The following is a 25,420-nucleotide window of genomic DNA, read 5'->3' as shown; positions in this document are numbered from 1 at the left end:
AAAAATGGAACGTAATAATAGCTATTTCTGGACAGTAAACGTAAATGTAATTTTTTTGCAATCTGCGGTTAAAAAATAGTAACCACCAACTTTAAAACCAAATGAATCAAATTTTAGTACATTTTTATTGAAAAAAAGTAATTGTAGAGTAATAGTAATTGTTTACCCTTTTTTTATATAAAACTGAAATGTAGTTCCTTTGCCTACTTCTGAAGAAATCTCAACTTCTCCATCGAGTTTGTTGATTAGTTTTTTTACGGTAGACAAACCGATTCCATTTCCTTTTTTTCCATTTCGGTCTAATGTTCCCGAGGTTGTAAAAAGGTTAAAAACATGCTCCATTTTATCCTTTGGAATCCCCATACCATTATCAGCGATTTTAAAATGATAGAAGCCTTTTTCTTCGCTACAATCGATATCAATTTTAATTTTTTCTTTGTCGTTATACTTTAAACTATTACCGACTAAGTTTAGGAAAATCTGTTCTAATGCTGCTTTGTTGGCATGCATTTCTATATTCTGATCGGGAAGGTTTATTTCACAATCAATATTGATGTTCATCAATTCAATAATATCTTCCAGCAGGTCGTGGCTATCAAAAATCTCAACAGTCTGTGAGGCGGTATTGTCGCTTTCATAATGTTCTAAAAGCCCAGTTATATATTCACTTAAAGTAAAAGAAGATTGTTTTATATAATCTAAATATTCATTTCCTTCTTTATCTAAAAAGCGCCCATATTTTGAACGAAGCATATCTGAAGTAATAATCATATTTGCTAAAGGCATTTTCATATCATGGGAAACAATCCCGGCGAAATTTTTAAGTTCCTCGTTGCGTTCCTTTAATTCCTGTTGTACAGCCAATAATATTCTATTTCTTTTTTTTGATTCAAAAAGATTAATAACTTGATATGCCAAGGCTGCTAATGCTTTTTTCTGAGCAGTAGAAAGTGTTCGTGGTTTTGTGTCGAATATGCAGAGTGTACCTAGCGGATATCCATCAGCATTTACCAAACGTACGCCCGCATAAAATACGGCTTGCATATCCTTAACAAATGGATTGTCTTTAAATCGAGGATCCTTTCTAGCATCTTCAATAATAAAAATATTACTTTCATCCAAAATGGCATGTCCACAAAAAGAAATATCGCGTGGGGTTTCACTAAAATTTACACCATAATGTGATTTCAAAAAGTTGCGATCGGCATCCATTAAAGTCACCAGAGATATTGGCACATCACATATACTTGCAGTTAATTGCGTGATATTGTCAAAATCTTTTTCAGGCAAAGTATCCAGTAAATTGTACGAATACACCGCTGCTAAACGCTGTTCTTCATCAATTGGGAGGGCTGGTTTAATCAAATTATCGATTTATTTAAACTTTTTGTCTAACAATTATGAGTAAATGTACAACAATTTCCAGATAAATATTAATAAGATAAAAAAATGTGACATTTTAAAATAGTATTTAAAAGCCTTCAAAAACACCTAAACCAAAAAGAGCAAAATCATATTTAACAGGATCGTTAGGGTCAAACTTCCGTAATGATGCATCTAATTCTGTTAACGCTTTACCGTCGTTTTGTTTTCTATTAAGTAATTTTAATTTTCGAGCCACATTGCCACTGTGCACATCTAAAGGGCAGGAAAGCTGCGATGGTGAAATGCTTTTCCAAATGCCAAAATCGACACCTGTGTTGTCGTTACGCACCATCCAGCGTAAAAACATATTGATTCTTTTTGCTGCAGAATTTTTAAGCGGATCGCTAATGTGTTTTTGCGTTCTAGGAAGGTGGGGAAGCTCAAAAAAAATTTTCTTAAATTGATGAATTGCGGGCTGCATCGAATTCTTCTCTGCTTGTTTAGCAAAAATGGCCTCCAAGCCACCGTGATTTCTGTATATGTTTTGAAGCGATTTTATAAAATAAAATAAATCATCACTATTAAAAGTACGATGTACAAAACCTAACAATTCAGTTGCATTGTTTTCTGAAAAATTCATCACATACTCATAAGGTGAATTATCCATACCATCCATTAATCGATGCCCATTCTTTATAATACTTTTTCTGTTTCCCCAAGCAATAGTAGCTACTAGAAAACCAGCAATTTCAATATCTTCTTTTAACGAAAATTTATGTGGAATTTGAATGGGGTCGGACTCAATAAAATTTGGGTTATTGTAACGTATAACCTTTTCATCGAGGAATTCTTTTAGCTCAGACTGCTTCATGAATTATTTCACAATTTTTCCATCTTGCATCACAAGTTTCCGATCCGCCATATTTGCAAGATCTTCGTTGTGAGTTACAATGACAAAAGTTTGTCCGAACTCATTTCGTAACTTAAAAAACAGATTATGAAGATTTTCAGCACTTTCAGTATCTAAATTTCCACTTGGTTCATCTGCTAGAATTATTGCAGGATTGTTTATTAATGCTCTAGCAACAGCCACGCGCTGCTGTTCTCCGCCAGAAAGTTCGTTTGGTTTGTGGTTTTCACGGCTAGAAAGCCCTAAAAAAGCGAGGAGCTCTTTTGCTCTTTTTAACGCTTCAGCTTTGGGTGTGTTTTTAATGAAAGCAGGAATGCAAACATTTTCAATTGCAGTAAACTCTGGTAATAACTGGTGAAACTGAAAAATAAAGCCTAAATTTTCGTTTCGAAATTTAGCCAATTTTTTTCCGGAAAGAGAACCAACATCCACTTCATTTATTTGTAATTTACTTTTAGAATCGTGTAAAGAATCTAAAGTTCCTAATATTTGAAGTAATGTAGTCTTTCCAGCACCTGAAGCACCAACAATTGAAACAATTTCACTTTTTTTTATATGAAGATCAACACCTTTTAAAACATGTAGATTGTCATAATATTTGTGGATGTTTTGTGCCTCGATCATAGCGAAATTTTAAAACGTGAAAATACTATTTATAGTGCTATAATACAATCCAATTGGTTATATTGTTTTATTTATAGATAAGTGTTTATTTTTGAATTTTAAGATTAATAAATAGAAATATAATGGCGTCATTTAGATACTTTGAAGAATACGATCAGCCTGTAACAGACAATTTAATAGCTAATTACAGTAATATTTTAAGCTCTATAGGAGAAGATGTTTCCCGTGAGGGAATCGTTAAAACTCCTGAGCGTGCTGCAAAAGCAATGCAATTTTTAACATCTGGACATAGTCAAGATCCTGCTGAAATTTTAAAAAGTGCAATGTTTGCAGAATCGTATAACGATATGGTTATTATTAAAGATATTGAACTTTATTCCCTTTGTGAACACCATATTTTGCCCTTCTTCGGAAAAGCGCATATAGCATATATTCCAGATGGTCATATCGTTGGGTTGAGTAAAATTCCGCGCGTTGTGGATGTATTTGCCCGAAGATTGCAAGTACAGGAACGCTTAACACATGATATTTTAGAATGTTTAAATACCACATTAAAACCAAAAGGAGTAGCGGTGGTTATTGAAGCTTCGCATATGTGTATGATGATGCGGGGTGTACAAAAGCAGAATAGTGTGACAACAACTTCGGGCTTTCGAGGTCAGTTTGAAGCAATTGAGACTAGAAATGAATTTCTTAAATTGATTAGCAGCGACTTATCGTAATTTTTGGAATGTTTTTTGCGTTTATAATTAAAAAGATAATAAATGAAAAACGAAAAATATAAGTTATTACGTCGAGGAATAATATACGATGTGGTTGGTATGGCAACAATGGCAATACCTGTTGTTGGTCCATTTTTAGATATGCTATGGGCGCCTTTTGCTGCTAAAAAAATGACCGATATGTATAAAGGTACTGAAGGAAAAATAGCCTCAGTTCTTGTATTTATGGAAGAGATTTTACCCTTTACTGATGTAATTCCAACATTTACTTTAATGTGGCTCTATACATTTGTTTGGAAAAAACAACCAAACCCACAAACCATTGAAATTAGAGTTAATGAATAAAAAAAAGCCCCAATCGGGGCTTTTTTTAGATCTCCAGTTTTAAATTTACATTTAGACTTCGACCAATATTAAAAATACCATCTGGTTTAAATCGTGATAAATGTGAGATATATACTTTATCGGTAAGGTTTGTTCCGCTTACACCAAACTTTACACGTAGTTTTTGAATATTAAAAGTGCTTTCCATGCCAGCACTTAATAGTGAATAACCTCCCGTAGGTGTTTCAAAATTGCTCACATTTTTTTGATTAAGTTTGTTTTCTAAAGTCACAAAAACAAAGCTGTTTTTTCTTGTTTTTCCATCTTTTACTTCCACACGAAATGTATTTTTAAAAGAATTTGCAGGAATCAACGGTAGGTACTCATCAGTTTTTAATTTTCCAGTAACCGTTTCAAAACTACTTTCTATGTGCAACCAATCCATAGGATGCGGATGTAGGTGGAAACCAAATTCGCCCCCATAAAGTGTAGCATTGTCTTGTAAGTATTGAAAGACTTGTGAGCCATCTATTATTTCAGCTGTTGGTGAAATAAAAATATAATCGCTTACAGAGTTATAAAAACCGTTTGCGAAAAATTCAACATGCTCATTTCTATATTCTAAGGATACATCGGCTTGGAAGTTCTGTTCATTTTTAAGTTCATGATTTCCTCTTTCATACCTATTTGTGCCTTCATGTTCTCCATTTGAAGTTAATTCTGCTAGGTTGGGTGCTCTAAAACCACTTGCTAAATTTATTCTTGTTGAAAAATTTTCAAATAAATCTAATTTGGCACCAATGGCTCCTGTAAAGCTGGTAAAAGTTTTATTTAATGCAGGGATAAAATCTGTTTCTAAAGGATCACGAGCTGCTTCACTTTCAATTTTTCGTGAATCAAAACGTATTCCAGCTTGTAAAGCTACATTTTCTAAATGGTAGTGTGAAGTCGCTAAAATTCCAATATCAGTAGTATTTGCATCGGGAATTAAAATTTCTTCACCTTCATTTTTATTGTTCTGAAACATACCTTGTAAACCAATAATCGTTTCGAATTTTCCTAATTGCGGTAAATTATATTTTACATCATAATTTATTGTACTTAATTTTAAACGCAAGGCAGCAGTATCTTCCTCCTCTTCAAACTCACGGCGGTCATTGTATAAATACCCTACTTTTAGGTCTATACTAGCTGTATCAAAGAAAATCGTATTATTAAGACTTAAAATATGATTATCAACCTCTTGAAAGGGAAGTGCTAGATCCTTTGAATCGGTTTGTTCGCCAACTTCTTCAGCAATACCAATGTTTGATCGATTGTAATTATACCGAAATGTTGTTTTAAATTTTGTTCCTACATATTGAAGCCCTGTTTTTAGATCCCGTTCATTAAAACGTGAATTAGTTACGCTATAATCTGCTCCAGTAGTATAGTCGCTAAAAGCAGCATAGGCGCCACGCGCTAAAAACTTAAATTTTTCACCCGAAGTTTTAATTCCCAGATTAGTAGAAGCTCCTAAGGTATTTGAAAAATAACTACTGCTTAAATCTTCATGAGTTTCCCCAGAAAGCGCAAATCTTTCAGGATTTAAGTATAAGACTCCACCCAAAGCATCGCTTCCATATAAAAGGGATGCAGGTCCTTTTATAACCTCTACACTTTCAACCCCTGCTTCATTAATTCCTAGCCCATGTTCATCTCCAAACTGTTGGTTTTCCAAACGAACTCCTTGTGTGTACGTTAAAACTCGGTTGGAACTTAAACCACGAATAACTGGTTTCCCAATTCCAGTTCCTGTTGTAATAAGATCTACACCAGCAATATTTTTTATACCATCCGCAAGTGTAACTGCACCAGAAGCATTTAGGTTTTCGGTAGACACACGTTCCACTTTCATTACATTTTCACTCTGAAGTTTATGAAATGGAGTAGAAATAATTACTTCCTCCATCTCTACTGCGGTTTCTTGTAATTGAAAATTTTCTGTAATGTTTTGGTTATTCAAAAAATTAATTTTTTTCGAAAAAGTAGCGTATCCTAATAAGGAAACAACCACATTGTATTTTCCATCGGGAATAGAGTTTAATGTATACTTTCCATCAAAATCCGCTACCGTTCCTTTTTCTAATTGAGGAATATATATTGTTGCAGAAATAGGTTCATTAGTATTTGAAGTTATTTTTCCCATTAAGGAGTTTTGTGCGCTCGCTGCTGTATATAGAGACAATACCGCAAACAAACATAGAATATTTTTCATGCGTACTTGATTTAGAAATAAAATGTGTGCTAAAATGTATGTTACGAAATCAAGATAATTGTGGAGGCCCTCTTAAGAAATGATATATAGCGCTTAGATCAAATTCAGGAAGGATATAGTGGGTTTCCGAGTTTTTGAAACCATCAATACCCGAAAATTCTGGTAATGGTGCGGGTGAAAAATTAAAAATTGAAAAATGAAAATCACAAACGGAGCAATCCAGTTGTTTCTCATGAATATGAGTTGAAAAATCTGTGCAAGTTGCGTGATCATGACCTTCCAGGGTATGAGAAAATTGTAAGAAGATAGGGAATAAAAGTGCAAGCGAAAAAATCGTGGCACTTATACCTTTAATTATATCGTTTTTTAAAACGTTCATTTTTTAAACAAAAACCCTAAACCCATTCGTCGGAGCATTTTTTTTTCAAAGTCCCAAAAGAATGCAAACTCTCCAAATACCCAGCCGAAAAATACCAAAAACAACTTATATATAGGTAGAATAATTAAAATTCTAAATGGCCAATATATATACCATCCCATCTCTTTTGTTATTTCAAAAAATTCAGTGAGTGGTACGGCCAGTTTTGCTGCAGAGCTTCCGGTAATTGCAAAAACTAATAAGATTATAAAAAGTTGCCCGTTGGTTTCAATATTCCAACGTTTTTTTAGTTTTTTCACTTTCTTCCGCCAATAAAATTTTGATCGTATTTCTCCTGAAAGTATACAAAGTAATTGTAGAGTAAATAGTTTACTTCGTAGCCATAATCTACGGTTGGATCATAATTTATCCGTTCCGTATATAAGTTTTTAACGCTCTGGTTCGATTGTAAAACGCGGGAATTATATTCGGTTACAAACATATTATTCTTAGCTTCCAATTTAGGCTGGCCATAAAAACCGCGAGGGGGTTGTGAAATTAACCAAGATTCAAAGCCTGGTTCAATAATCATAATTTCATACTCCAGACTATCATTAGCAATTCTAATGGTGTCATTTTTTATGTTTTCCGAAGTGGAATTGCTATTAATTACTGTAGTACCAGTACCACAGCTATAAATGGCAAAGGATGCAAAAAGAACTAGTAAGAAGTATTTCATACAAAGGATTTTAACAAAGTTAAGAAATGTATAAGAAAGCGCACATTTTTTAACTTTCATTTAAAAAAAACCGCTTTTAATTTATAAAGCGGTTATAAGAATTTTATAGTTTATAGAATTTATTTCCCAAATAATCCGCCTAGCATCCCTGCTATACCACCTTTTTTCTTGTTTCCTCCCAAAACCATTCCTGCTACATCGTCAATAATACTTCCGTCTCCGTCAGCATCAAGAAGTGTTTCTATTAATGACTGATCATGATTTGAGTTTTTACCCAATACAGAGCCTAATAGATCACCAATTCCATTTTCACTAACATTGTCTTTTCTTTTTTGATTTCCTAGAACCCCCATTAGTATTGGTGCGGCCATTTTTATAATTTGCGCAACAGCCCCAGCGTCTACACCACTAGTATTGCTTATGTTTTGTTCAACTTTTTGTTGGTTAGCCCCCAGAACATGCTTTAGTATACCAGCCCCATCATTAAGGAGGCTTGAATCTGCATTTCCACCTCCTAAAAGCCCACCTAATTGGCCTAAAATAGATCCATCATGACGCGTGTCTTCCAGGGCATTATTTAAGCTTTTAGCCCCTTGAGGGGTAGCGGCATTTCGTTGCATTGCGCCCAAAATTACGGGTAGTGCCATACTTAAAACATTTGCGGTTTTATCTGCTGGTTGTCCAGTTTGGGCACTTGCACCACTAATTAATTGTTTACCAAGATCACTATTTAATAAGTCTAATATCGAAGCCATTTTGTTAAAAATTTACGGTTAAGTGACCAAAGTAGTTAAAAAAGTTAAGCATTCGTCATAATACTTATAATTTGTTCAGCAAGCTCAGTGCCAATTCTGTCTTGGGCTTCATTTGTAGCTGCACCAATATGTGGGGTTAGTGATATTCTATCGTTCATAAGTACTTTTAAAGAAGGAGTGGGTTCTTTTTCAAAAACATCTAATGCTGCAAATGATATTTTTCCATCTTCCAATCCATTTAAGAGTGCTTTTTCATTAAGCACCCCACCTCGAGCTGCATTTACAATACCTACGCCTTTTTTCATTTGTGAGATTTCAGCTTCCCCAATTACATACCCATTTTGAGCAGGCACATGCAGTGTAATAAAGTCACTGTGTTTTATTAATTCTGAAACAGGTTCTTTTTGTATGTTTAAAGTTACTTGTTGTCCGTCGTAAAAATCGAGTGTTAATGCTTCTTCGCCAACACTTCTATCGCTGGCAATTACCTTCATTCCACAGCCTAAAGCTATTTTAGCAACTTCGCGACCTATTCTTCCAAAACCAATAATACCAATGGTTTTTCCTCGTAATTCTCGGCCCCCGCCATAATTTTTCTTTAATTCTTTGAATCTTGTATCACCTTCCAAAGGCATATTTCTGTTGGAGTCATGAAGAAAACGAACACCGCCAAAAAGGTGTGCAAATACTAATTCAGCTACTGAAGCAGACGAAGCTGCAGGTGTGTTTATTACTTCTAAGCCTTTTTCTCGAGCATATTCAACATCAATATTATCCATACCGACACCGCCGCGACCAATAATTTTTAGTGAGGCACAATTATCAATAACATCTTTGCGAACTTTAGTTGCGCTTCGAACCAAAAGCACTTCAATTTTATGCTCGTTTATATAGTTTTGAAGTTGTTCCTGTGCTACGTGCACTGTAATTACTTCAAATCCTGCTTGCTCTAACTTTTCTATTCCGCTGTTTGAAATTCCGTCGTTTGCTAATACTTTCATCTTAAAATTTACTGATTGTTATTTTTAGTATAATTTGCTTATGCTCCTTTTTCTACCGCTTGCATTATGGATACCAAAACCTGCACGCTTTCAAGCGGCAATGCATTGTACATAGAAGCGCGGTAACCGCCAACACTGCGGTGACCATTAAGGCCATTTATTCCAGACTGCTTTAATTGTTCGTCGAAACTGGCTTTAAGTTCGTCATTAGTAATGGTAAAGGTCGCATTCATTTTTGAACGGTCTTCTTTGTTGGCTATAAATCCTTCAAATAAAGGGTTTCTGTCAATCTCATTGTATAGCAGTTCCGCTTTTTGATTGTTTATTTTTTCAATTACTGAAATTCCACCTAGATCTTTTAGCCATTGCAGTGTTAACATAGAAACATATACAGGGAAAACCGCTGGAGTATTAAACATACTCTCCTTTTCTATATGCACTTTATAATTTAGCATAGATGGAATGGTGCGAGACACTTTTCCAAGAACAGCTTCTTTTATAATAACCAAAGTTGTTCCTGCTGGACCCATATTTTTTTGTGCGCCAGCATAGATTAAACTAAACTTTGAAAAATCTAGCTGACGTGAAAAAATATCACTACTCATATCGCAAATCAAGGGGATTTCAGTTTCTGGAAAATCCTGCATTTGTGAGCCGTAAATAGTATTGTTGCTGGTGCAGTGAAAATAATCTGCATCACTTGGGATTGTATAATTTTTAGGAATGAAGTTAAAATTGTCGTTTTTTGAAGAAGCAACTTCTACAACGTCCCCTAATAATCTAGCTTCTTTTATTGCTTTATCACTCCAAGTTCCAGTATTTAAATAAGCTGCTTTATTTTCCAAAAGATTGAAAGCTGTCATTAAAAACTGAAGACTGGCACCCCCTTGAAGAAACAATGCTTGATAGCCTTTGTTTTGAAGCCCTAAGTGTTCAAGCGCTAAACTTTTTGCTGTTTCCATTACTTCAACAAAATCTTTGCTTCGGTGCGAAATTTCTATCAGCGAAAGGTTTGAATTGTTGAAATTTAATACCGCTTCAGCAGATTTTTGTAAAACAGATTGTGGTAAAATGCAAGGGCCTGCACTAAAATTATGTTTCTTCATTTTTTGTGGAATTTTATCTTACAAAGATGTAAATTATGCTTCTAAAACGATAACAATTATAAATAATTTATCATTTAAGTTTCAACAAGAAATCAACCGTATCTACCCCATCGGCATAATCCCATAATTGTGGGTTTTGCGCTTTTCCGAAAGGTATTTCCTCTGCAATTCCAGCTTTTGAAACTACACATTGAATGTTGCCTGACTTATGTTCAATTTCTTGTTTAATAGCTTCCAAAGATGTATAGCTTTCATGAAAAACCACTGAAATAGGCGAGGAGAAGCCATTGTCTTCTTTTAGCAACATAAATTCGTTGTCTAAAAGCGGAAAGCTATCCATTAAATAAACCGCTTTGTTGTAATCGTAATTATTGATGTATTTGTGGTTGTGGATTATTTCTTTCCAATGAAACATTGCTTTAAAAAATGGTTCAAAATCATACTTCTCCGGAATGTATAGTTTTGAAACATTTCTACAGCCTAGCCCGAAATACCTAAAAATATCGTCAGCAAGATTTTTTAACTCTTCTTTAGTTTCATTTCCAGTTAAAACTGCCACTGAATTTCTGTTTTTCCGAATAATATTCGGGTATTTTCCAAAATAATATTCAAAATAACGAGCGGTATTGTTACTTCCTGTAGCGATAACAGCATCAAAATTTTCGAGTTTTCCTTCTGTAAATTCAATATAATTTTTGAATTCAGGTTCAATTTTTATTAATTGACTGGCCAAAAAAGGAAGCAACGTTTTATCGTTTGAAGAAAGCTTCGCCAAGATTTTATTTCCTGAAATTAAAACTGAAAGAAAATCATGAAAACCAACCAACGGAATATTTCCCGCCATAATAACTGCAATGGTTTTTGGTTGCGATTCTGCAAAAGAGTAGCTTGAAAACCAGTGTTGTAGGTTCGTTTCTGTAAGTGCTTTACTCCAACTATTTAATGCGAAATTTATATTTTCCTGAGTAAACCAACCGTTTTCATTTTCGGCGCGCTTTAAAACCAAGTTGATTTCAGTGTCTTTTTCGTTATTGATTTCAAGGAGAAACTTTCCTAATTGGGTAAAAGCGTTAATTCTTTGTTTTAATTGCATAGTTATTTTGGTGTTGCCCTTTCTAGGCATTAAATTTGCACAAAGTTAGAAAAAGTATAACCTATGGCAATTATTATAACCGATGAATGTATAAACTGCGGCGCATGTGAACCTGAATGCCCAAACACTGCTATTTATGAAGGTGCTGATGATTGGCGTTATGCCGATGGGACCGATCTAGATGGAAATGTTATACTTCCCAACGGAAAAGCAGTAGATGCAAACGAAGCACAAGAGCCTGTAAGTGATGAAATTTATTATATTGTAGCAGACAAATGTACTGAATGCAAAGGTTTTCATGAAGAACCCCAATGTGCGGCTGTATGCCCTGTGGACTGTTGTGTGCCCGATGAAGATAATGTAGAAACAGAAGAGGTGTTATTAGGAAAACAGGCATTTATGCATACGGAGTAGTGTTTATTAAATGCTACAAATAAAAAATCCTCCTACAAGACATTTTTTGTAGGAGGATTTTTAATATGAAAGAACTTTTTAAAAATTATAATTTATTCGTGCATAATAGAAGGATCCACCAAAACCCATTTGTACAGAATCCCAATAGCCACCGCCTTCTGTCCAGTCGTCTTGTTGGTCTGGATAAACATTAAATAAGTTGTTTGAGCCAATATTTAATTTTAAGTTTTCTGAAAGTTCAAAACCTAAATTTAAATCGGTTACATATTTAGCGGTATACGTGTCGGTAGCTGTGATTACTTGGTTTTCAAACCCTCCGTAATCTGCTGGATCTTCAAACATTTGAAAATCTAGAAGTGCAACTTCGCTAAATCTGGTTACAGTAAACCCTGTGCTAAACCATTTTCTTTCATAAGTTAAGTTTCCAACCAATTTGCTTTCTGGGGCAGAAGCCAATAAAAATGCTTTATCGCGTTCCCCAAAAAATGTTTGTTCATCCAGATTACCATTTTTCACCTCTTTAATGACCATATTGTTGAAATTCCCCAAAAGTGAAACCCCAATACTATTATCATTAAAATCTTCCTTATAGGTTAAAACGATATCAAGACCAGTGGTTTCAGTGTCGACACCATTTGCAAAAAACTGTGCAGAATCTACATTTTCTATCTGTGGGGCAGGAAAATTTCCTGTTAAAACAATTCTGTCTTTTACATCTATATAGTACAAATCTGCGGTTGCAGTAAATTTTGAGAAATTTGTGGTAAAACCAAAACTTGCATTTGTAGAAATTTCTTCTTTTAAAGCGCCAATTCCGAAAGCAGCAGTCACCGGGCTGTTGTTTGGTGATAATAATTGATCGCTAGCTACACCGCCAATAAAATTGGTGAAACGTAAATTATAATATATCTGTGCCAATGACGGAGCTCTAAAACCAGTACTTACAGAACCTCTAACATTTATATTGTCGGTTGCTTTGTAGCGCATTGCTAGTTTTCCATTTAGTGTACTTCCAAAATCGCTGTAATTTTCAAAACGAGCAGCAGCACTTACTAAAAATGCTTCACTAATATCTAGCTCGCCATCTGCATATACAGAAATGTTTGATCTGCTTCTGTCAACTTCATTTGCAGGGCCATATCCAGGAAAACCTTGAGAACCGCCTGGTCTTATTTGTGTATTGCCATCATCTAATATAGGGTTTCCGTCCGAGTCTCTATAGATTACAATATCTTCTTCAGGAGTATTTGCGTTTACGGGCACGCCATTAACATCGTATGTTGCATAGGAGCCCTCTTCACCCGCAAAAATTATAAAGTTTTCGGTTCTGTATTCGGCGCCAAAAGCTAAGTTCATACCGCTTAAAACATTTTCATAGTATTTCGAAAAATCTAGGTTTACAGTGTTTTGCGAAAGGCTGTGTCCGCCAGCGTCAAATTCTGTTGGTGAAAGGTCTACTAACGAAGCGTTTAAAGTTCCTTTAATATAGTAGTGAAAATTATTAATCCCATACGCATTACTAATATCTACATTCCAACCAGAAGCGGTTTTGGTTTTAACCCCAGCAACAACTGAATTATCTGTAATTATTGAAGTTATACGCGGCGTGTAGCCATTTGGAAAAATTGATTCAACAACTCTATTTCCGCCATTTCTAGTAAAGGCGTAGGCATCTGTATCTCTGTAGTTTCTTCCTCCAAAAGCATACACTTCTGTGTTTTCGTTAACTGGGATTCCAACATTTCCCATTAGATTGAAGCCTTCAATAGCGGCTTCCCCAAATCCTTTTCTAAAATCGAACGTAGGGCGTAATGTTTTGTTTTTAGCAATATATTCGGTTGTAAAGTTTGCATAACCACCGTTTTCACCAATCGCAAAACCGTAATTGGCTCCAAATTTAACAGCCCCTCCATCAAAACTTTTATCTTTTCCGATGGCGTTTCCATCCTTTTTAGTGTCTAGGCGATACCCGTCTGTATTCCATAATCCATAGGCATCATCGGTAAATGCGCTTGTATCTACATCTGCATTGGTACTATATGCTCCGTATGAAACACTTCCCGATAGCTTGTCTATATTGTCTTTTAATACAATATTTATTACACCGGCAATTGCATCACTACCATATTGTGCCGAAGCACCATCGCGAAGTACTTCAATTCTTTTAATAGAAGTTGCAGGAATTGCATTTAAGTCTGTACCGGTATTTCCGCGGCCACGTGTGCCAAAAACATTGATTAAGGAAGATTGATGCCTTCTTTTACCATTTATTAAAACTAAGGTTTGGTCGGGTCCTAAACCGCGTAAGGATGCAGGGTCAATATGGTCTGCTCCATCAGAACCAGATTGCTTGCTTGCGTTAAAGGAAGGTGCTGCATATTGTAAAAGCTCGTTTATTTCAACTTTCCCTAACTGCAATGTTGTGGCTTCCACATCAATTACATCAATAGGAACGGCGGTATTTACAGCGGTTCTTTTTGGGCTTCTCGAGCCAACAAGCATTACATCCTCTAATGATTCTCCTTCCGAAAGTGTTATAGAGATCGTTGTTTGTCCATTTACTTCAATTTCTTGCGTATTGAAACCTACATAGCTAAACGTTAATGTTGCGTTTTCAGCAACATCAATTTTAAAATCGCCATCGATAGATGATGTTGTTCCGTTTGTAGTGCCTTTTTCTACAACATTAACAAAAGAAAGTGGAATGCCAGAAGCATCTGTTATATTTCCTGTTACAGTAATTTGCGAAAAAGAAACCCCACAAATCAGAACTAATAAAAGTGTAATTTTTTTCATTTGTTTTTGGTTTTAGTGTTATACTTTTTGTTAAAGTTACTGCTTTAATATATTATTTTAAGAATTCTGTTTTGTAAAAAAAAATCCGCTCACTTGTTAAGTGAACGGATTTTTAAAATTTATGAGGAGAAGTATGCTTACTCTTTCTTTAATTTAGCCATTCCATCTGGCCTTTTAGTTAACGCAGCACGTCTCGCTTCAAGTTCTTTTTGTTGTTGTTGCAGTTTTTCTTGACGAATTTTTTCTGCCGCCGCAGCTGCTGCTTCTTTTTGAGCTTTTATGGAACTTTCCAATTGCATTTGTTGTTGCTCTTTTTTAATAGCAACCATGGCTTTATTTTTTTTATCAATATTTATTTCATCTACAACTTTTTCATTGCTGTCTTGTGAAGTAGTTTCACTAAATTCTTGATTTGTTTCATCGTTTCCAGCTACGATTACCTCGCCAGTTTCGGTAAGGGTGCTTTTAATTTCCTTGATTTTAACATCGCTGCCTTCTTTTGTAACTACACGTTTAATTGTAGACTCTTCTTTAACTGTTTTGCTTTCTTGGGCTTGAAAGCCTGTGATTGTAAAAATCATAACAGCAAAACTCATAAGTATTTTTTTCATAATCATCGGATATTTATAGATTGAAGTGTAAATTTAACAATATTATAGTTAAGTTATTGTGAATTTTAAGTGAAATAAAACACAAATTTTTTTCTAAAAAGCATGTAAAATCAATAATAAAAGTCAATTTTGAAGATGTATATTTGCACTCTAAAAAAAATAGTTTAATGAAAGCAGGTATTGTAGGATTGCCAAACGTTGGGAAATCAACTCTTTTCAATTGTTTATCTAATGCAAAGGCGCAAAGCGCAAATTTTCCATTTTGTACAATCGAGCCTAATGTAGGTGTTGTAAATGTTCCAGATCCACGGTTGTTAAAACTTGAGGAATTGGTGAAACCAGAGCGTGTTTTGCCTGCAACAGTTGAAATTGTAGATATAGCTGGTCTTGTAAAAGGGGCAAGTAAAGGGGAGGGGCTTGGAAATCAATTTTTGAGTAATATACGTGAAACAGATGCTATTCTTCATGTATTACGTTGCTTTGACAATGACAATATAGTGCATGTGGATGGTAATGTAAACCCAATCCGCGATAAAGAAACTATCGATATTGAGCTTCAGTTGAAAGATTTGGAAACAGTCGACAAAAAGCTTGAGAAAGTAAAACGCGCCGCGAGAACAGGAAATAAAGAAGCTCAAAAAGAAGAAGCGGCTTTACTAAAGGTTAAGGCTGGTCTTGAGGCAGGGATTTCTGTTCGTGCTATAGAGTTGTCTGAAAGCGAGCGGGAAGAGTTTATTGTAAATGCACAGTTTATTACAGACAAACCTGTGTTATATGTTTGCAATGTAGATGAAGGATCTGCCGCCAATGGAAATGCCTACGTAGAAAAAGTTAAAGAAGCTGTTGCTAGTGAAAATGCAGAAGTTTTGGTGCTTGCAGTGGGAACAGAAGCTGACATTACTGAACTAGAAACTTTTGAAGAACGCCAAATGTTCCTTGAAGATTTAGGTCTTGAAGAAGCTGGTTCAGCAAAATTAATACGAAGCGCATACAAATTGCTTAAGCTTCAAACTTATTTTACCGCTGGGGTAAAAGAAGTGCGTGCATGGACTATTCCAGTTGGGGCAACAGCACCACAAGCAGCAGGGGTTATTCATACAGATTTTGAAAAAGGTTTTATTCGTGCTGAAGTAATTAAATATAATGATTACGAAACCTACGGTAGCGAAGCTAAAGTAAAAGAAGCAGGCAAGATGGGCGTGGAAGGTAAAGAATACGTCGTTAATGACGGAGATGTAATGCATTTTAGATTTAATGTATAAAAAAATGTCCCATAGTTAGGGACATTTTTTGTCAATACTTCTTTTAAAAATGTAAGCTTATAGCCATCGCGTTATATTCATCACCGTTAAAGCTCATTCCTGTGGTTGGGTATATTTGCAAGTTTTCATTGTCGTTTTTGTGAAGCTCAGGGATTATAATTCCTGTGGCGGCCCCGACTATATAACCCATGGTAACATCTGTTAAAAAATGTTGTTCGGCTTCAATTCTTAAATAGGAAACCCTGGCTGGAATTGCAGCGGCGCCAGGCCAAATCCATGCTTTTGCAGAAGCTTCTGGGTGGTAATCACTATAAATTTTAGCTGTTAAAAAAGTGGCTGAAGCAGAAGCTGCTACATGGCCCGCATAAAAAGAGCGCTGTCCGTTATTTTTCTTTCTTTTTTCAATACTTGTTTCTCTGCTATCATCATATACATAAGGTCGTGATCTGTTTAGAAGTCCTGCGGTTAATGAGTACATGGTTGCGGTTGTGGCGAGCGTTTTTAGATAAAGTCCTAAAAACTGTCCTGAGTGATTATTAATTTTGTCATCAATAAGAAGTGTAAAAGGTGCGGCAAATGAAACTGCAAATGGAATATCGCTTAGGTTGCTAGCTTTTGTAGAGTGGTTTCCTGCGGCCCACCTATCAACAAAATTTATTTCATCAATGGTTTTTTGAAGGTTTTCTCCTTGATACTTTGCGAATTCCGCATCAGTTAAATCGTTTTTGTTTTTTATAATACCAAGGCCAATTGCTGCCCCTGCTAATCCAGTACCAGTTCAAATACCATCACGAACCCATTTCCATTCATAAGGCGAGTCTGTTTTGGCGGTGAACGTGGTATTTCTTTTTTCTACTATATTGCTTGTTGGGGAGGTGTTTTTATTTAAAAATAATTGATTTTGGTTCTTAGCAGTGTGTGTGAAAGACACGGAATCGATATTGTTTTGACTCTTAAAAAAATGTTGGTTGGTGTTTTTTTTGTGCATATAAATGCGCCCCAAAAATGAATGCGAATAATAAAGCTATTTTTTCCATAGTTTATAAATTTATTGGAAAAGAAGCCGTCTCTTAAGGGTTTTAACGCTTCATTCAAAAAAGTTTAGGGGTTCATTTAGGTTTGTATTTCTTTCATTTTACTCCCTTATGAGGTTTTGAATTATGGCTTTGATTAATGGAGTTTAAAAGATTTTAACTATTAAAACTAATTACTTGACATTTCTTTAAATTGTAGTGATATTTGCATATAGGTAACGGAGAAACAATTACTAACAATACGCTCCTTTTTATTGTTAATTACTTTCCAAAGTATTGTTTTCACAAGTGCTCACGTTATTTTATATTAGCAACCCTACACCGATTTTTATGGCAGAAACGCAATATACCGAAGACAACATACGCTCGCTCGACTGGAAAGAGCATATCCGGATGCGCCCTGGAATGTACATTGGAAAACTAGGCGATGGTTCTTCATCCGACGATGGAATTTATATTCTTTTGAAAGAAATTATCGATAATTGTATTGATGAATTTGTTATGGGTACCGGTAAGACGATTGAGGTACGCATAAAAGATAAAGAGGTAAAAGTACGCGATTATGGGCGTGGAATTCCATTAGGGAAAGTGATTGATGTTGTTTCAAAAATGAATACAGGAGGAAAATACGACAGTCGTGCTTTTAAGAAATCTGTGGGTTTGAATGGGGTTGGAACAAAAGCCGTGAATGCGCTTTCTTCTTTTTTTAAGGTTGAATCGATTCGTGAAAATCAAATGAAAGCCGCAGAGTTTTCACTTGGAGAGCTTAAAAACGATTTAGCGATTGAAGAAACTACCAAAAGAAAAGGGACGAAAGTAGTTTTTATTCCTGACGAAAGTATTTTCAAAAATTTTAAATTCCGTACAGAATATGTACAAAAAATGCTTAAAAATTATGTTTACCTCAATCCGGGGCTGACCATAGATTTTAACGGTGAAAAGTTCTATTCTGAAAACGGTTTAAAAGACCTTTTACAAGAAACCATTACGGAAGAAGACAGTGCGTATCCAATAATTCACCTTCGAGGTGAAGACATCGAAATAGCGATGACGCACAGTAAAACGCAATATAGTGAGGAATATCACAGTTTTGTAAACGGTCAAAATACAACCCAAGGAGGAACGCATTTAGCTGCTTTTAGAGAAGCTTTGGTGAAAACTGTACGTGAATTTTACAATAAAAATTATGACGCCAGTGATGTGCGAAAATCTATTGTAACCGCAATTAGTATCAAGGTTACGGAGCCTGTTTTTGAAAGTCAAACAAAAACAAAACTCGGTTCAACTGATATGGGAGGCGATTTGCCAACGGTTCGAACTTTTATAAATGACTTCGTAAAAACACAACTGGATAATTACCTTCATAAAAATCCAGAAACTGCAGAGGCTATTCAACGTAAAATTGTTCAAGCGGAGCGCGAGCGAAAAGAGTTAAGTGGAATTCGCAAACTAGCAAAAGACCGTGCTAAAAAAGCCAATCTTCACAATAAAAAATTACGCGATTGTCGCGTGCATTTGGCAGATATAAAAAATGAACGAAACCTGGAGTCAACGCTGTTTATAACTGAGGGAGATTCTGCGAGTGGAAGTATTACCAAGAGTCGCGATGTAAACACACAGGCTGTTTTTTCATTGCGTGGAAAACCGTTGAATACCTATGGTATGACCAAGAAAATTGTTTATGAAAATGAAGAATTCAATCTTTTGCAGGCAGCATTAAATATTGAGGATTCGATGGAGGACTTACGTTACAATAATATTGTAATTGCAACAGATGCCGATGTAGATGGAATGCATATTCGCTTGCTTTTAATAACATTTTTTCTTCAGTTTTTCCCTGAATTAATTAAGGAAGGGCATTTGTATATATTACAAACACCTTTATTTCGTGTTCGGAATAAAAAGGAAACTATTTATTGCTATTCCGAAGAAGAACGTAAAAGCGCCATAGAAAAATTAAAACCAAAACCAGAAATAACTCGTTTTAAAGGGTTGGGTGAAATTTCACCAGATGAATTTGTACATTTTATTGGCAATGACATTCGCTTAGATCCTGTGATGCTCGATAAATCTATGAGTATTGAAGAGCTGCTGTCATTCTATATGGGGAAAAACACACCCGATAGGCAAGAATTTATTATTGATAATTTGAAGGTGGAGTTGGATAGAGTGGAGGAGTAAAAGAGTATTCAGTAGCCGTTGGTAGTAGGGATGTAAATAAAAAAAATAAAATAATGAAAAGCACCTTTTTCGTAATTATTAGTTTGTTTTTTTTAGGATCATGTTCAAAAAAAAATGATGACTGCGAGACAATCCAACCGCCTGAACCCGCTATTAATATTAGAATTTTGGACGCTTCAGGGAATTCCTTGATTGGGGAAGACAATATTTATAACCCATCTGAAATAACTTTAACGCGAGGTGATAAAACAATTAATTTATTGTTTCCTAAAAACAATGAAGAAACCTATATAAGGCTTTACTATCCAGATATGGAGTCTGATAAAGATTATCAATTGAAACTAACCGATCAAGAAATAGATTTTTTAAATCTAATTTTGGCAAATAATGACGGATTCTGTTATGATGTTTTAGAGGTTGAAGCTTTATATATAAATGGGAAGGAAATTCAGCGCGACGCTAATTATGCTTATGTGATTGAAAAATAACTTTATGTCTTTGCTAATTTTTTGACTTAACTATATGTCGCAAAGGTGAAAAAATAGAAAATAAAAACTTTGAATAGAGGATAACAAATGAGTGACGATCTTGACACTAACGAAGAGCAAAAAAACGAAGGTCCAGATTATTTGGGCGTAAACGACGATACTTCTAGGGATACTATAAAAAAGGTAACTGGCATGTACCGCGACTGGTTTTTGGATTACGCTAGTTATGTAATTCTAGAGCGTGCCGTACCTGCAATTGAGGATGGTTTTAAGCCTGTACAGCGGCGTATTATGCAGTCTATAAAAGATTTGGATGATGGGCGTTACAATAAAGTTGCAAATATTGTTGGGCATACCATGCAGTATCACCCACACGGGGATGCTAGTATTGCAGATGCCATGGTGCAGATTGGACAAAAAGATTTGTTAATTGATACCCAAGGAAACTGGGGGAATATTCTTACAGGAGATAGTGCTGCAGCTTCACGATATATTGAAGCACGACTTTCTAAGTTTGCACTGGATGTGGTTTACAATCCCAAAATTACTACCTGGCAAGCTTCGTATGATGGCCGTAGAAAAGAACCCATTAATCTTCCGGTTAAGTTTCCATTGCTTTTAAACCAAGGAGGGGAAGGAATTGCGGTTGGACTCTCAACAAAAATTCTTCCGCATAATTTTATAGAATTACTTGACGCTTCAGTAAAACATTTGCAAGGCAAAAAATTTGAAATCTATCCTGATTTCCCTACAGGTGGTATTATGGATGTTGCCAATTATAATGATGGTTTACGTGGGGGAAAAATCCGCAGCCGCGCACGAATTAATCAACTGGATAAAAATACACTTGTAATTACTGAAATCCCTTTCGGAACAAATACATCTTCTTTAATTGATAGTATTTTGAAAGCCAATGATAAAGGGAAGATAAAAATTAAAAAAATTGAAGATAATACGGCTGCCGAAGTAGAAATTCAAATCCATTTGCCAAGCGGTATTTCGCCAGATAAAACCATTGATGCACTTTATGCGTTTACTGCCTGTGAATCTTCCATTTCGCCACTAGGGTGTGTAATTGAAAATAACAGGCCGCTGTTTATCGGTGTGTCTGAAATGCTTCGAAGAAGTACCGACCGAACTGTCGAGTTGCTAAAAAACGAACTTCAAATTCAACTAGATGAACTGGAAGAACAATGGCATTTTGCTTCCTTAGAACGCATTTTTATTGAAAATAGAATTTACCGCGACATTGAAGAGCAGGAAACCTGGGAAGGTGTAATTGCAGCAATCGATAAAGGCTTGCAGCCACATATAAAACACCTGAAACGCGCCGTTACTGAAGAGGATATTGTTCGATTAACTGAAATTAGAATCAAACGTATTTCAAAATTTGACATTGATAAAGCACAGCAAAAAATTGATTCGCTTGAAGAAAGTATTGCAGCGGTAAAACATTATTTAGCAAATCTTATTGAATATGCAATCAACTACTTTAAAAGGCTAAAAAAAGAGTACGGTACAGGAAAAGAGCGTAAAACCGAAATACGGACCTTTGATGATATTGAAGCTACAAAAGTTGTAATCCGTAACACAAAATTATATGTAAACCGCGAGGAAGGCTTTGTAGGTACAAGTTTAAAACGTGATGAGTACGTCACCGATTGTAGTGATATTGACGATATTATCGTTTTCACGGCAGACGGAGTAATGATGGTTACAAAAGTAGATGCCAAGACTTTTATTGGTAAAAATATTATTCACGTAGCTGTTTTTAAGAAAAAAGACAAACGCACCATTTATAATATGATTTATCGCGATGGCGCTCGTGGCGCAAATTATGTAAAACGTTTTGCGGTAACATCAACTACGCGCGATCGGGAATATGATATGTCTGCTGGAACAAAAGGCTCTAAAGTATTGTATTTTACTGCTAACCAGAATGGGGAAGCAGAAGTTGTTACGGTTTATTTACGCCAAAGCGGCAGTATTAAAAAGCTAAAATTCGATCTTGATTTTGCGGATCAATTGGTGAAAGGGCGTAATTCTAAAGGAAATATCGTTACCAAATACACTATTAAGAAAATTGAATTAAAAGAAAAAGGGCTTTCCACTTTAAAACCGCGAAAAATTTGGTTTGACGATTCTGTGCAACGTCTTAATGTTGATGATAGAGGGGAGCTTTTAGGCGAATTTAGAAAAGAAGACCGACTGCTAATTGTTAACCAAAAAGGAGTTGTAAAGACCGTAATTCCAGATTTAGCACTTCGTTTTGATGACGATATGATTGTGTTGGAAAAATGGGACCCTAAAAAACCCTTGAGTGCCATTTATTGGGAAGGTGAAAAAGAATTGTTTTATGTGAAACGCTTTCTAATTGAACATCCTGATCGAGAAGAAACCATTATAACAGAACATCCAAATTCGTATTTAGAAAAAATCTTTACGGAGTATCGCCCAATGGCAGAAGTAGTTTTCGCAAAGAAAAGAGGGCAAGATCGGGATGAAAATATGGAGTTGAATTTAGAAGAGTTTATTGCTATAAAGGGTGTTTCTGCGATGGGAAATCAACTTACTAAAGAAAAGGTTTTAGAAATAAACACAATGGAACCGCTGCCTTATGAAGCACCAGCTGCAGTTGAAGCAGAACAAATGGATGTGGTTGATGAGGAAGATGTAGCTTCAAACAAAGACAACACCAGCCAAGAAAACCCCGAAGATAATGCTAAAACGGATGATGGCGGGCAAGGACTTTTGTTTTAAAATAGGGGGAATAAATTCTTATGTAAATTTATTTCTTTAGAAAAACTAAAAAAAAATACTTTCCGTTTCCAAACCTTTTGATTTTCAAAAGAAAAACCTTATTTTTGCGCCCCTCTTAGCGACGAGTCAAGAATAAGAGGAATTAAAAAATAAAAACAAACCCTTCTGTGGGATAGTCGCTTAAAATTCTTTTAATAACACAGAATACAAAGTATTAATTTTTGAGCTTCCAATTAATTGGAGTCTAGAAAATTAATTTTTACAAACAAATGGCTGATAAAGCAAACAAAGAAGAAGTGCAGGTAGAAGATACTGCAACTCAAAACGGGGAAGCTACAAAACCCCAAAAGGAAGTTTCTCTTAAAGAAAGCAATCCTGAAAAATTTCTTGCAGATTTTAACTGGCACAATTACGAGGAAGGTATTGACCCAATCGATGATGGTAAGCTAGAAGAATTTGAAAAATTAGTAGCTGCGAATTTCGTAGACACTTTGGATGACGAAGTGGTTGAAGGAAAAGTGGTTTACATTACAGATCGTGATGCAATCATAGACATTAACGCAAAAAGTGAAGGTGTTGTTTCTTTAAACGAATTCCGCTACAATCCAGATTTAAAAGTTGGTGACAAAGTAGAAGTATTGATCGATGTTCGTGAGGATAGTACAGGTCAATTAATTCTAAGCCACCGTAAAGCGAGAACGATTAAGGCTTGGGATCGCGTAAATGCAGCCCATGACGAAGCTACAATCGTAAATGGTTACGTAAAATGCCGTACAAAAGGTGGTATGATCGTAGATGTTTTCGGTATCGAAGCATTCTTACCTGGTTCGCAAATTGATGTTAAGCCAATCCGTGATTACGACGTTTACGTTGGAAAAACAATGGAATTCAAAGTAGTTAAAATTAACCACGAATTTAAAAACGTTGTTGTTTCACATAAAGCACTTATTGAAGCGGATATTGAAGAACAGAAAAAAGAAATCATCGGGCAACTTGAAAAAGGACAAGTACTTGAAGGTGTTGTTAAAAACATCACTTCATATGGAGTATTTGTTGATCTTGGTGGCGTTGATGGACTTGTTCATATTACAGACCTTTCGTGGTCGCGTATCAACCATCCAAATGAGATTGTTGAACTTGATCAGAAATTAAATGTTGTTATTCTTGATTTTGATGAAGATAAAACACGTATCCAATTAGGCCTTAAGCAATTAAACCCTCACCCATGGGAAGCTCTTGGAGAAGAGTTGAAAGTTGGTGATAAAGTAAAAGGTAAAGTAGTAGTTATTGCAGACTACGGTGCATTTATTGAAGTTGCTGAAGGTGTTGAAGGTCTTATCCACGTTAGCGAAATGTCTTGGTCTACACACTTACGTAGCGCACAAGATTTCGTAAATGTTGGGGATGAGGTTGAAGCGATTATCCTTACAATGGATAAAGAAGAGCGTAAAATGAGTTTAGGTATCAAGCAAATGACGCCAGACCCATGGACAGATATCACTAAAAAATACCCAGTAAACTCTCGCCATAAAGGTATTGTTCGCAACTTCACTAATTTCGGTGTTTTTGTTGAGCTTGAAGAAGGTATTGATGGTCTTATCTACATTAGCGATCTTTCTTGGACTAAGAAAATCAAGCACCCAAGTGAATTTACCAACATTGGTGATGAACTAGAAGTGATTGTATTAGAATTGGATGTTGAAGGTCGTAAACTAAGTTTAGGTCACAAACAAACTGAAGAAAACCCTTGGGATAAATACGAAGGGGAATTTGCTGTAGGAACTAAGCACACTGCTTCAATTGATGAAGTAGTAGACAAAGGAGCTACTATAAAATTCAACGACGATATCGTTGCTTTCGTACCAAGCCGTCACCTTGAAAAAGAAGATGGTTCTATGTTGAAAAAAGGGGATGAAGCAGAATTCCAAATTATTGAATTCAACAAAGAATTTAAGAAAGTGGTTGCTTCACACATGAGTATTCATAAAGAAGAAGAAGCGAAAATTGTAAAAGAAGCTGTGAAAAAACAAGAAGCAGCTGATGCAGAAGCAAAACCAACATTAGGGGACGCTAACTCTGCGCTACAAGCGCTTAAAGATAAAATGGACGGGAAAAAATAATCCCTTCATTTGTAATTATAAAAAAGCCTTTCGGAAACGAAAGGCTTTTTTTATGGATGTAACTTACCAATATTAAAACTGAAATAAAGAAATAATAATTTAAATGCTTTTATATATCTTTTAAAAACTTTATTGTAGCTTTAGCCTCAATTTACTTGAATCCAGTGCTTTATGAGGCTTTATTTATTCACGTTCTTTTTTATAATACCTTTAAGTTTTCTTACATTTTCTTGTAAAAGCAACCCTAGTACTCTTGACGGCGAAGTTCCTACGATTCTAGTCCAGATGTTTGATGATGCTTCAGTGTCGGCTTTGGAAGAAAATTATGCGATGTATGGCTTACACTATAAAAAAGTAGTTAGTAAACCGATGCATATTTACATTTTTGAGTTTAGTACAGAAAAAATAACAGCTATCGAACTCATTGAATTGCTTAAAAAGTCAGATTTGGTAAAAGAAACACAACAAAATAGAAATGTTAAATTAAGAAACTAAAACCT

24 protein-coding genes are annotated in these 25,420 nt (G+C 35.3%); 9 read left to right on the top strand and 15 right to left on the bottom strand.

What is annotated here, in order from left to right; translation table 11 throughout:
* Positions 1-162: 162 nt before the first annotated feature.
* The 3 genes from ABJ955_RS00530 to ABJ955_RS00520 form a co-directional block, all read right to left on the bottom strand.
* Complete coding sequence (locus tag ABJ955_RS00530; RefSeq protein WP_347372650.1) at positions 163-1,365, bottom strand: GAF domain-containing sensor histidine kinase; 1,203 nt, start codon at positions 1,363-1,365, stop codon at positions 163-165.
* Positions 1,366-1,471: 106 nt separating this feature from the next.
* Positions 1,472-2,236: a TIGR02757 family protein gene (locus ABJ955_RS00525; protein ID WP_347372649.1), complete on the bottom strand. Its 765-nt coding sequence runs from the start codon at positions 2,234-2,236 to the stop codon at positions 1,472-1,474.
* A 3-nt stretch (positions 2,237-2,239) separates the two neighbouring features.
* Positions 2,240-2,899 carry an ABC transporter ATP-binding protein gene (locus ABJ955_RS00520; RefSeq protein WP_347372648.1) on the bottom strand — a complete coding sequence of 220 codons (660 nt, stop codon included), beginning with the start codon at positions 2,897-2,899 and terminating at the stop codon, positions 2,240-2,242.
* Positions 2,900-3,021: 122 nt separating this feature from the next.
* Between ABJ955_RS00520 and folE the strand changes: the two genes are divergently transcribed.
* Positions 3,022-3,621: a GTP cyclohydrolase I FolE gene (folE, locus tag ABJ955_RS00515; protein WP_347372647.1), complete on the top strand. Its 600-nt coding sequence runs from the start codon at positions 3,022-3,024 to the stop codon at positions 3,619-3,621.
* A gap of 42 nt (positions 3,622-3,663) precedes the next feature.
* On the top strand, positions 3,664-3,966 hold the full coding sequence (locus ABJ955_RS00510) for a hypothetical protein (RefSeq protein WP_347372646.1): 303 nt from the start codon (positions 3,664-3,666) through the stop codon (positions 3,964-3,966).
* A 25-nt stretch (positions 3,967-3,991) separates the two neighbouring features.
* On the opposite strand, the gene ABJ955_RS00505 is transcribed toward ABJ955_RS00510, so the two are convergent.
* From ABJ955_RS00505 to ABJ955_RS00470, 8 genes are all read right to left on the bottom strand, one after another.
* Positions 3,992-6,202: a TonB-dependent receptor gene (locus ABJ955_RS00505; RefSeq protein ID WP_347372645.1), complete on the bottom strand. Its 2,211-nt coding sequence runs from the start codon at positions 6,200-6,202 to the stop codon at positions 3,992-3,994.
* Between the two features lie 49 nt (positions 6,203-6,251).
* Positions 6,252-6,581, bottom strand: coding sequence for a hypothetical protein (locus ABJ955_RS00500; protein ID WP_347372644.1), 330 nt, complete (start codon positions 6,579-6,581; stop codon positions 6,252-6,254).
* Complete coding sequence (locus ABJ955_RS00495) at positions 6,578-6,880, bottom strand: DUF6787 family protein (protein WP_347372643.1); 303 nt, start codon at positions 6,878-6,880, stop codon at positions 6,578-6,580. The genes ABJ955_RS00500 and ABJ955_RS00495 overlap by 4 nt, the downstream gene beginning before the upstream one ends.
* Positions 6,877-7,299 (bottom strand): DUF6146 family protein, encoded by a 423-nt coding sequence (locus tag ABJ955_RS00490; RefSeq protein ID WP_347372642.1) that lies wholly within the window; start codon positions 7,297-7,299, stop codon positions 6,877-6,879. The genes ABJ955_RS00495 and ABJ955_RS00490 overlap by 4 nt, the downstream gene beginning before the upstream one ends.
* Before the next feature lie 119 nt (positions 7,300-7,418).
* Positions 7,419-8,054, bottom strand: a complete 636-nt coding sequence (locus tag ABJ955_RS00485) for a DUF937 domain-containing protein (RefSeq protein WP_347372641.1) — start codon at positions 8,052-8,054, stop codon at positions 7,419-7,421.
* 44 nt (positions 8,055-8,098) lie between these two features.
* Entirely contained in the window at positions 8,099-9,055 is a 957-nt protein-coding gene (locus tag ABJ955_RS00480) for a D-2-hydroxyacid dehydrogenase (protein WP_347372640.1), read from the bottom strand.
* Between the two features lie 38 nt (positions 9,056-9,093).
* On the bottom strand, positions 9,094-10,161 hold the full coding sequence (gene serC / locus ABJ955_RS00475) for a 3-phosphoserine/phosphohydroxythreonine transaminase (RefSeq protein WP_347372639.1): 1,068 nt from the start codon (positions 10,159-10,161) through the stop codon (positions 9,094-9,096).
* 70 nt (positions 10,162-10,231) lie between these two features.
* A complete protein-coding gene (locus tag ABJ955_RS00470) occupies positions 10,232-11,254 on the bottom strand; it encodes an acyl-CoA reductase (RefSeq protein WP_347372638.1) in 1,023 nt (340 codons plus the stop codon).
* A gap of 63 nt (positions 11,255-11,317) precedes the next feature.
* Between ABJ955_RS00470 and ABJ955_RS00465 the strand changes: the two genes are divergently transcribed.
* Positions 11,318-11,668: a 4Fe-4S dicluster domain-containing protein gene (locus ABJ955_RS00465; protein ID WP_347372637.1), complete on the top strand. Its 351-nt coding sequence runs from the start codon at positions 11,318-11,320 to the stop codon at positions 11,666-11,668.
* A gap of 78 nt (positions 11,669-11,746) precedes the next feature.
* Here ABJ955_RS00465 and ABJ955_RS00460 read toward each other — a convergent pair whose 3' ends face one another.
* Both ABJ955_RS00460 and ABJ955_RS00455 read right to left on the bottom strand, forming a co-directional pair.
* Positions 11,747-14,464, bottom strand: coding sequence for a TonB-dependent receptor (locus ABJ955_RS00460; protein ID WP_347372636.1), 2,718 nt, complete (start codon positions 14,462-14,464; stop codon positions 11,747-11,749).
* A 137-nt stretch (positions 14,465-14,601) separates the two neighbouring features.
* Entirely contained in the window at positions 14,602-15,075 is a 474-nt protein-coding gene (locus tag ABJ955_RS00455; RefSeq protein ID WP_347372635.1) for a hypothetical protein, read from the bottom strand.
* 167 nt (positions 15,076-15,242) lie between these two features.
* On the opposite strand from ABJ955_RS00455, the gene ychF reads away from it, so the two are divergent.
* Positions 15,243-16,337: a redox-regulated ATPase YchF gene (gene ychF / locus ABJ955_RS00450; RefSeq protein ID WP_347372634.1), complete on the top strand. Its 1,095-nt coding sequence runs from the start codon at positions 15,243-15,245 to the stop codon at positions 16,335-16,337.
* Between the two features lie 43 nt (positions 16,338-16,380).
* On the opposite strand, the gene ABJ955_RS00445 is transcribed toward ychF, so the two are convergent.
* Both ABJ955_RS00445 and ABJ955_RS00440 read right to left on the bottom strand, forming a co-directional pair.
* A complete protein-coding gene (locus ABJ955_RS00445; RefSeq protein WP_347374340.1) occupies positions 16,381-16,878 on the bottom strand; it encodes a phosphatase PAP2 family protein in 498 nt (165 codons plus the stop codon).
* A gap of 237 nt (positions 16,879-17,115) precedes the next feature.
* On the bottom strand, positions 17,116-17,268 hold the full coding sequence (locus ABJ955_RS00440; protein WP_347372633.1) for a hypothetical protein: 153 nt from the start codon (positions 17,266-17,268) through the stop codon (positions 17,116-17,118).
* Between the two features lie 433 nt (positions 17,269-17,701).
* Here ABJ955_RS00440 and ABJ955_RS00435 point away from each other — a divergent pair, with 433 nt between their 5' ends.
* The 5 genes from ABJ955_RS00435 to ABJ955_RS00415 all read left to right on the top strand — a co-directional run bounded on the left by ABJ955_RS00435 (position 17,702) and on the right by ABJ955_RS00415 (position 25,415).
* Positions 17,702-19,552 (top strand): DNA topoisomerase IV subunit B, encoded by a 1,851-nt coding sequence (locus ABJ955_RS00435; protein WP_347372632.1) that lies wholly within the window; start codon positions 17,702-17,704, stop codon positions 19,550-19,552.
* Between the two features lie 53 nt (positions 19,553-19,605).
* Positions 19,606-20,040 carry a hypothetical protein gene (locus tag ABJ955_RS00430; RefSeq protein WP_347372631.1) on the top strand — a complete coding sequence of 145 codons (435 nt, stop codon included), beginning with the start codon at positions 19,606-19,608 and terminating at the stop codon, positions 20,038-20,040.
* A gap of 87 nt (positions 20,041-20,127) precedes the next feature.
* Positions 20,128-22,800: a DNA gyrase/topoisomerase IV subunit A gene (locus tag ABJ955_RS00425; protein ID WP_347372630.1), complete on the top strand. Its 2,673-nt coding sequence runs from the start codon at positions 20,128-20,130 to the stop codon at positions 22,798-22,800.
* A 269-nt stretch (positions 22,801-23,069) separates the two neighbouring features.
* Entirely contained in the window at positions 23,070-24,920 is a 1,851-nt protein-coding gene (rpsA, locus tag ABJ955_RS00420) for a 30S ribosomal protein S1 (protein WP_347372629.1), read from the top strand.
* Positions 24,921-25,091: 171 nt separating this feature from the next.
* Positions 25,092-25,415, top strand: coding sequence for a hypothetical protein (locus ABJ955_RS00415; protein WP_347372628.1), 324 nt, complete (start codon positions 25,092-25,094; stop codon positions 25,413-25,415).
* Positions 25,416-25,420 lie beyond the last annotated feature (5 nt).

It is taken from the genome of Aequorivita sp. Q41, from assembly GCF_039831855.1.
In the GTDB taxonomy this organism is placed as follows: domain Bacteria; phylum Bacteroidota; class Bacteroidia; order Flavobacteriales; family Flavobacteriaceae; genus Aequorivita.
Note: the sequence above shows the minus strand (reverse complement) of the source record. Positions and strands in the feature narration are given on the sequence as shown.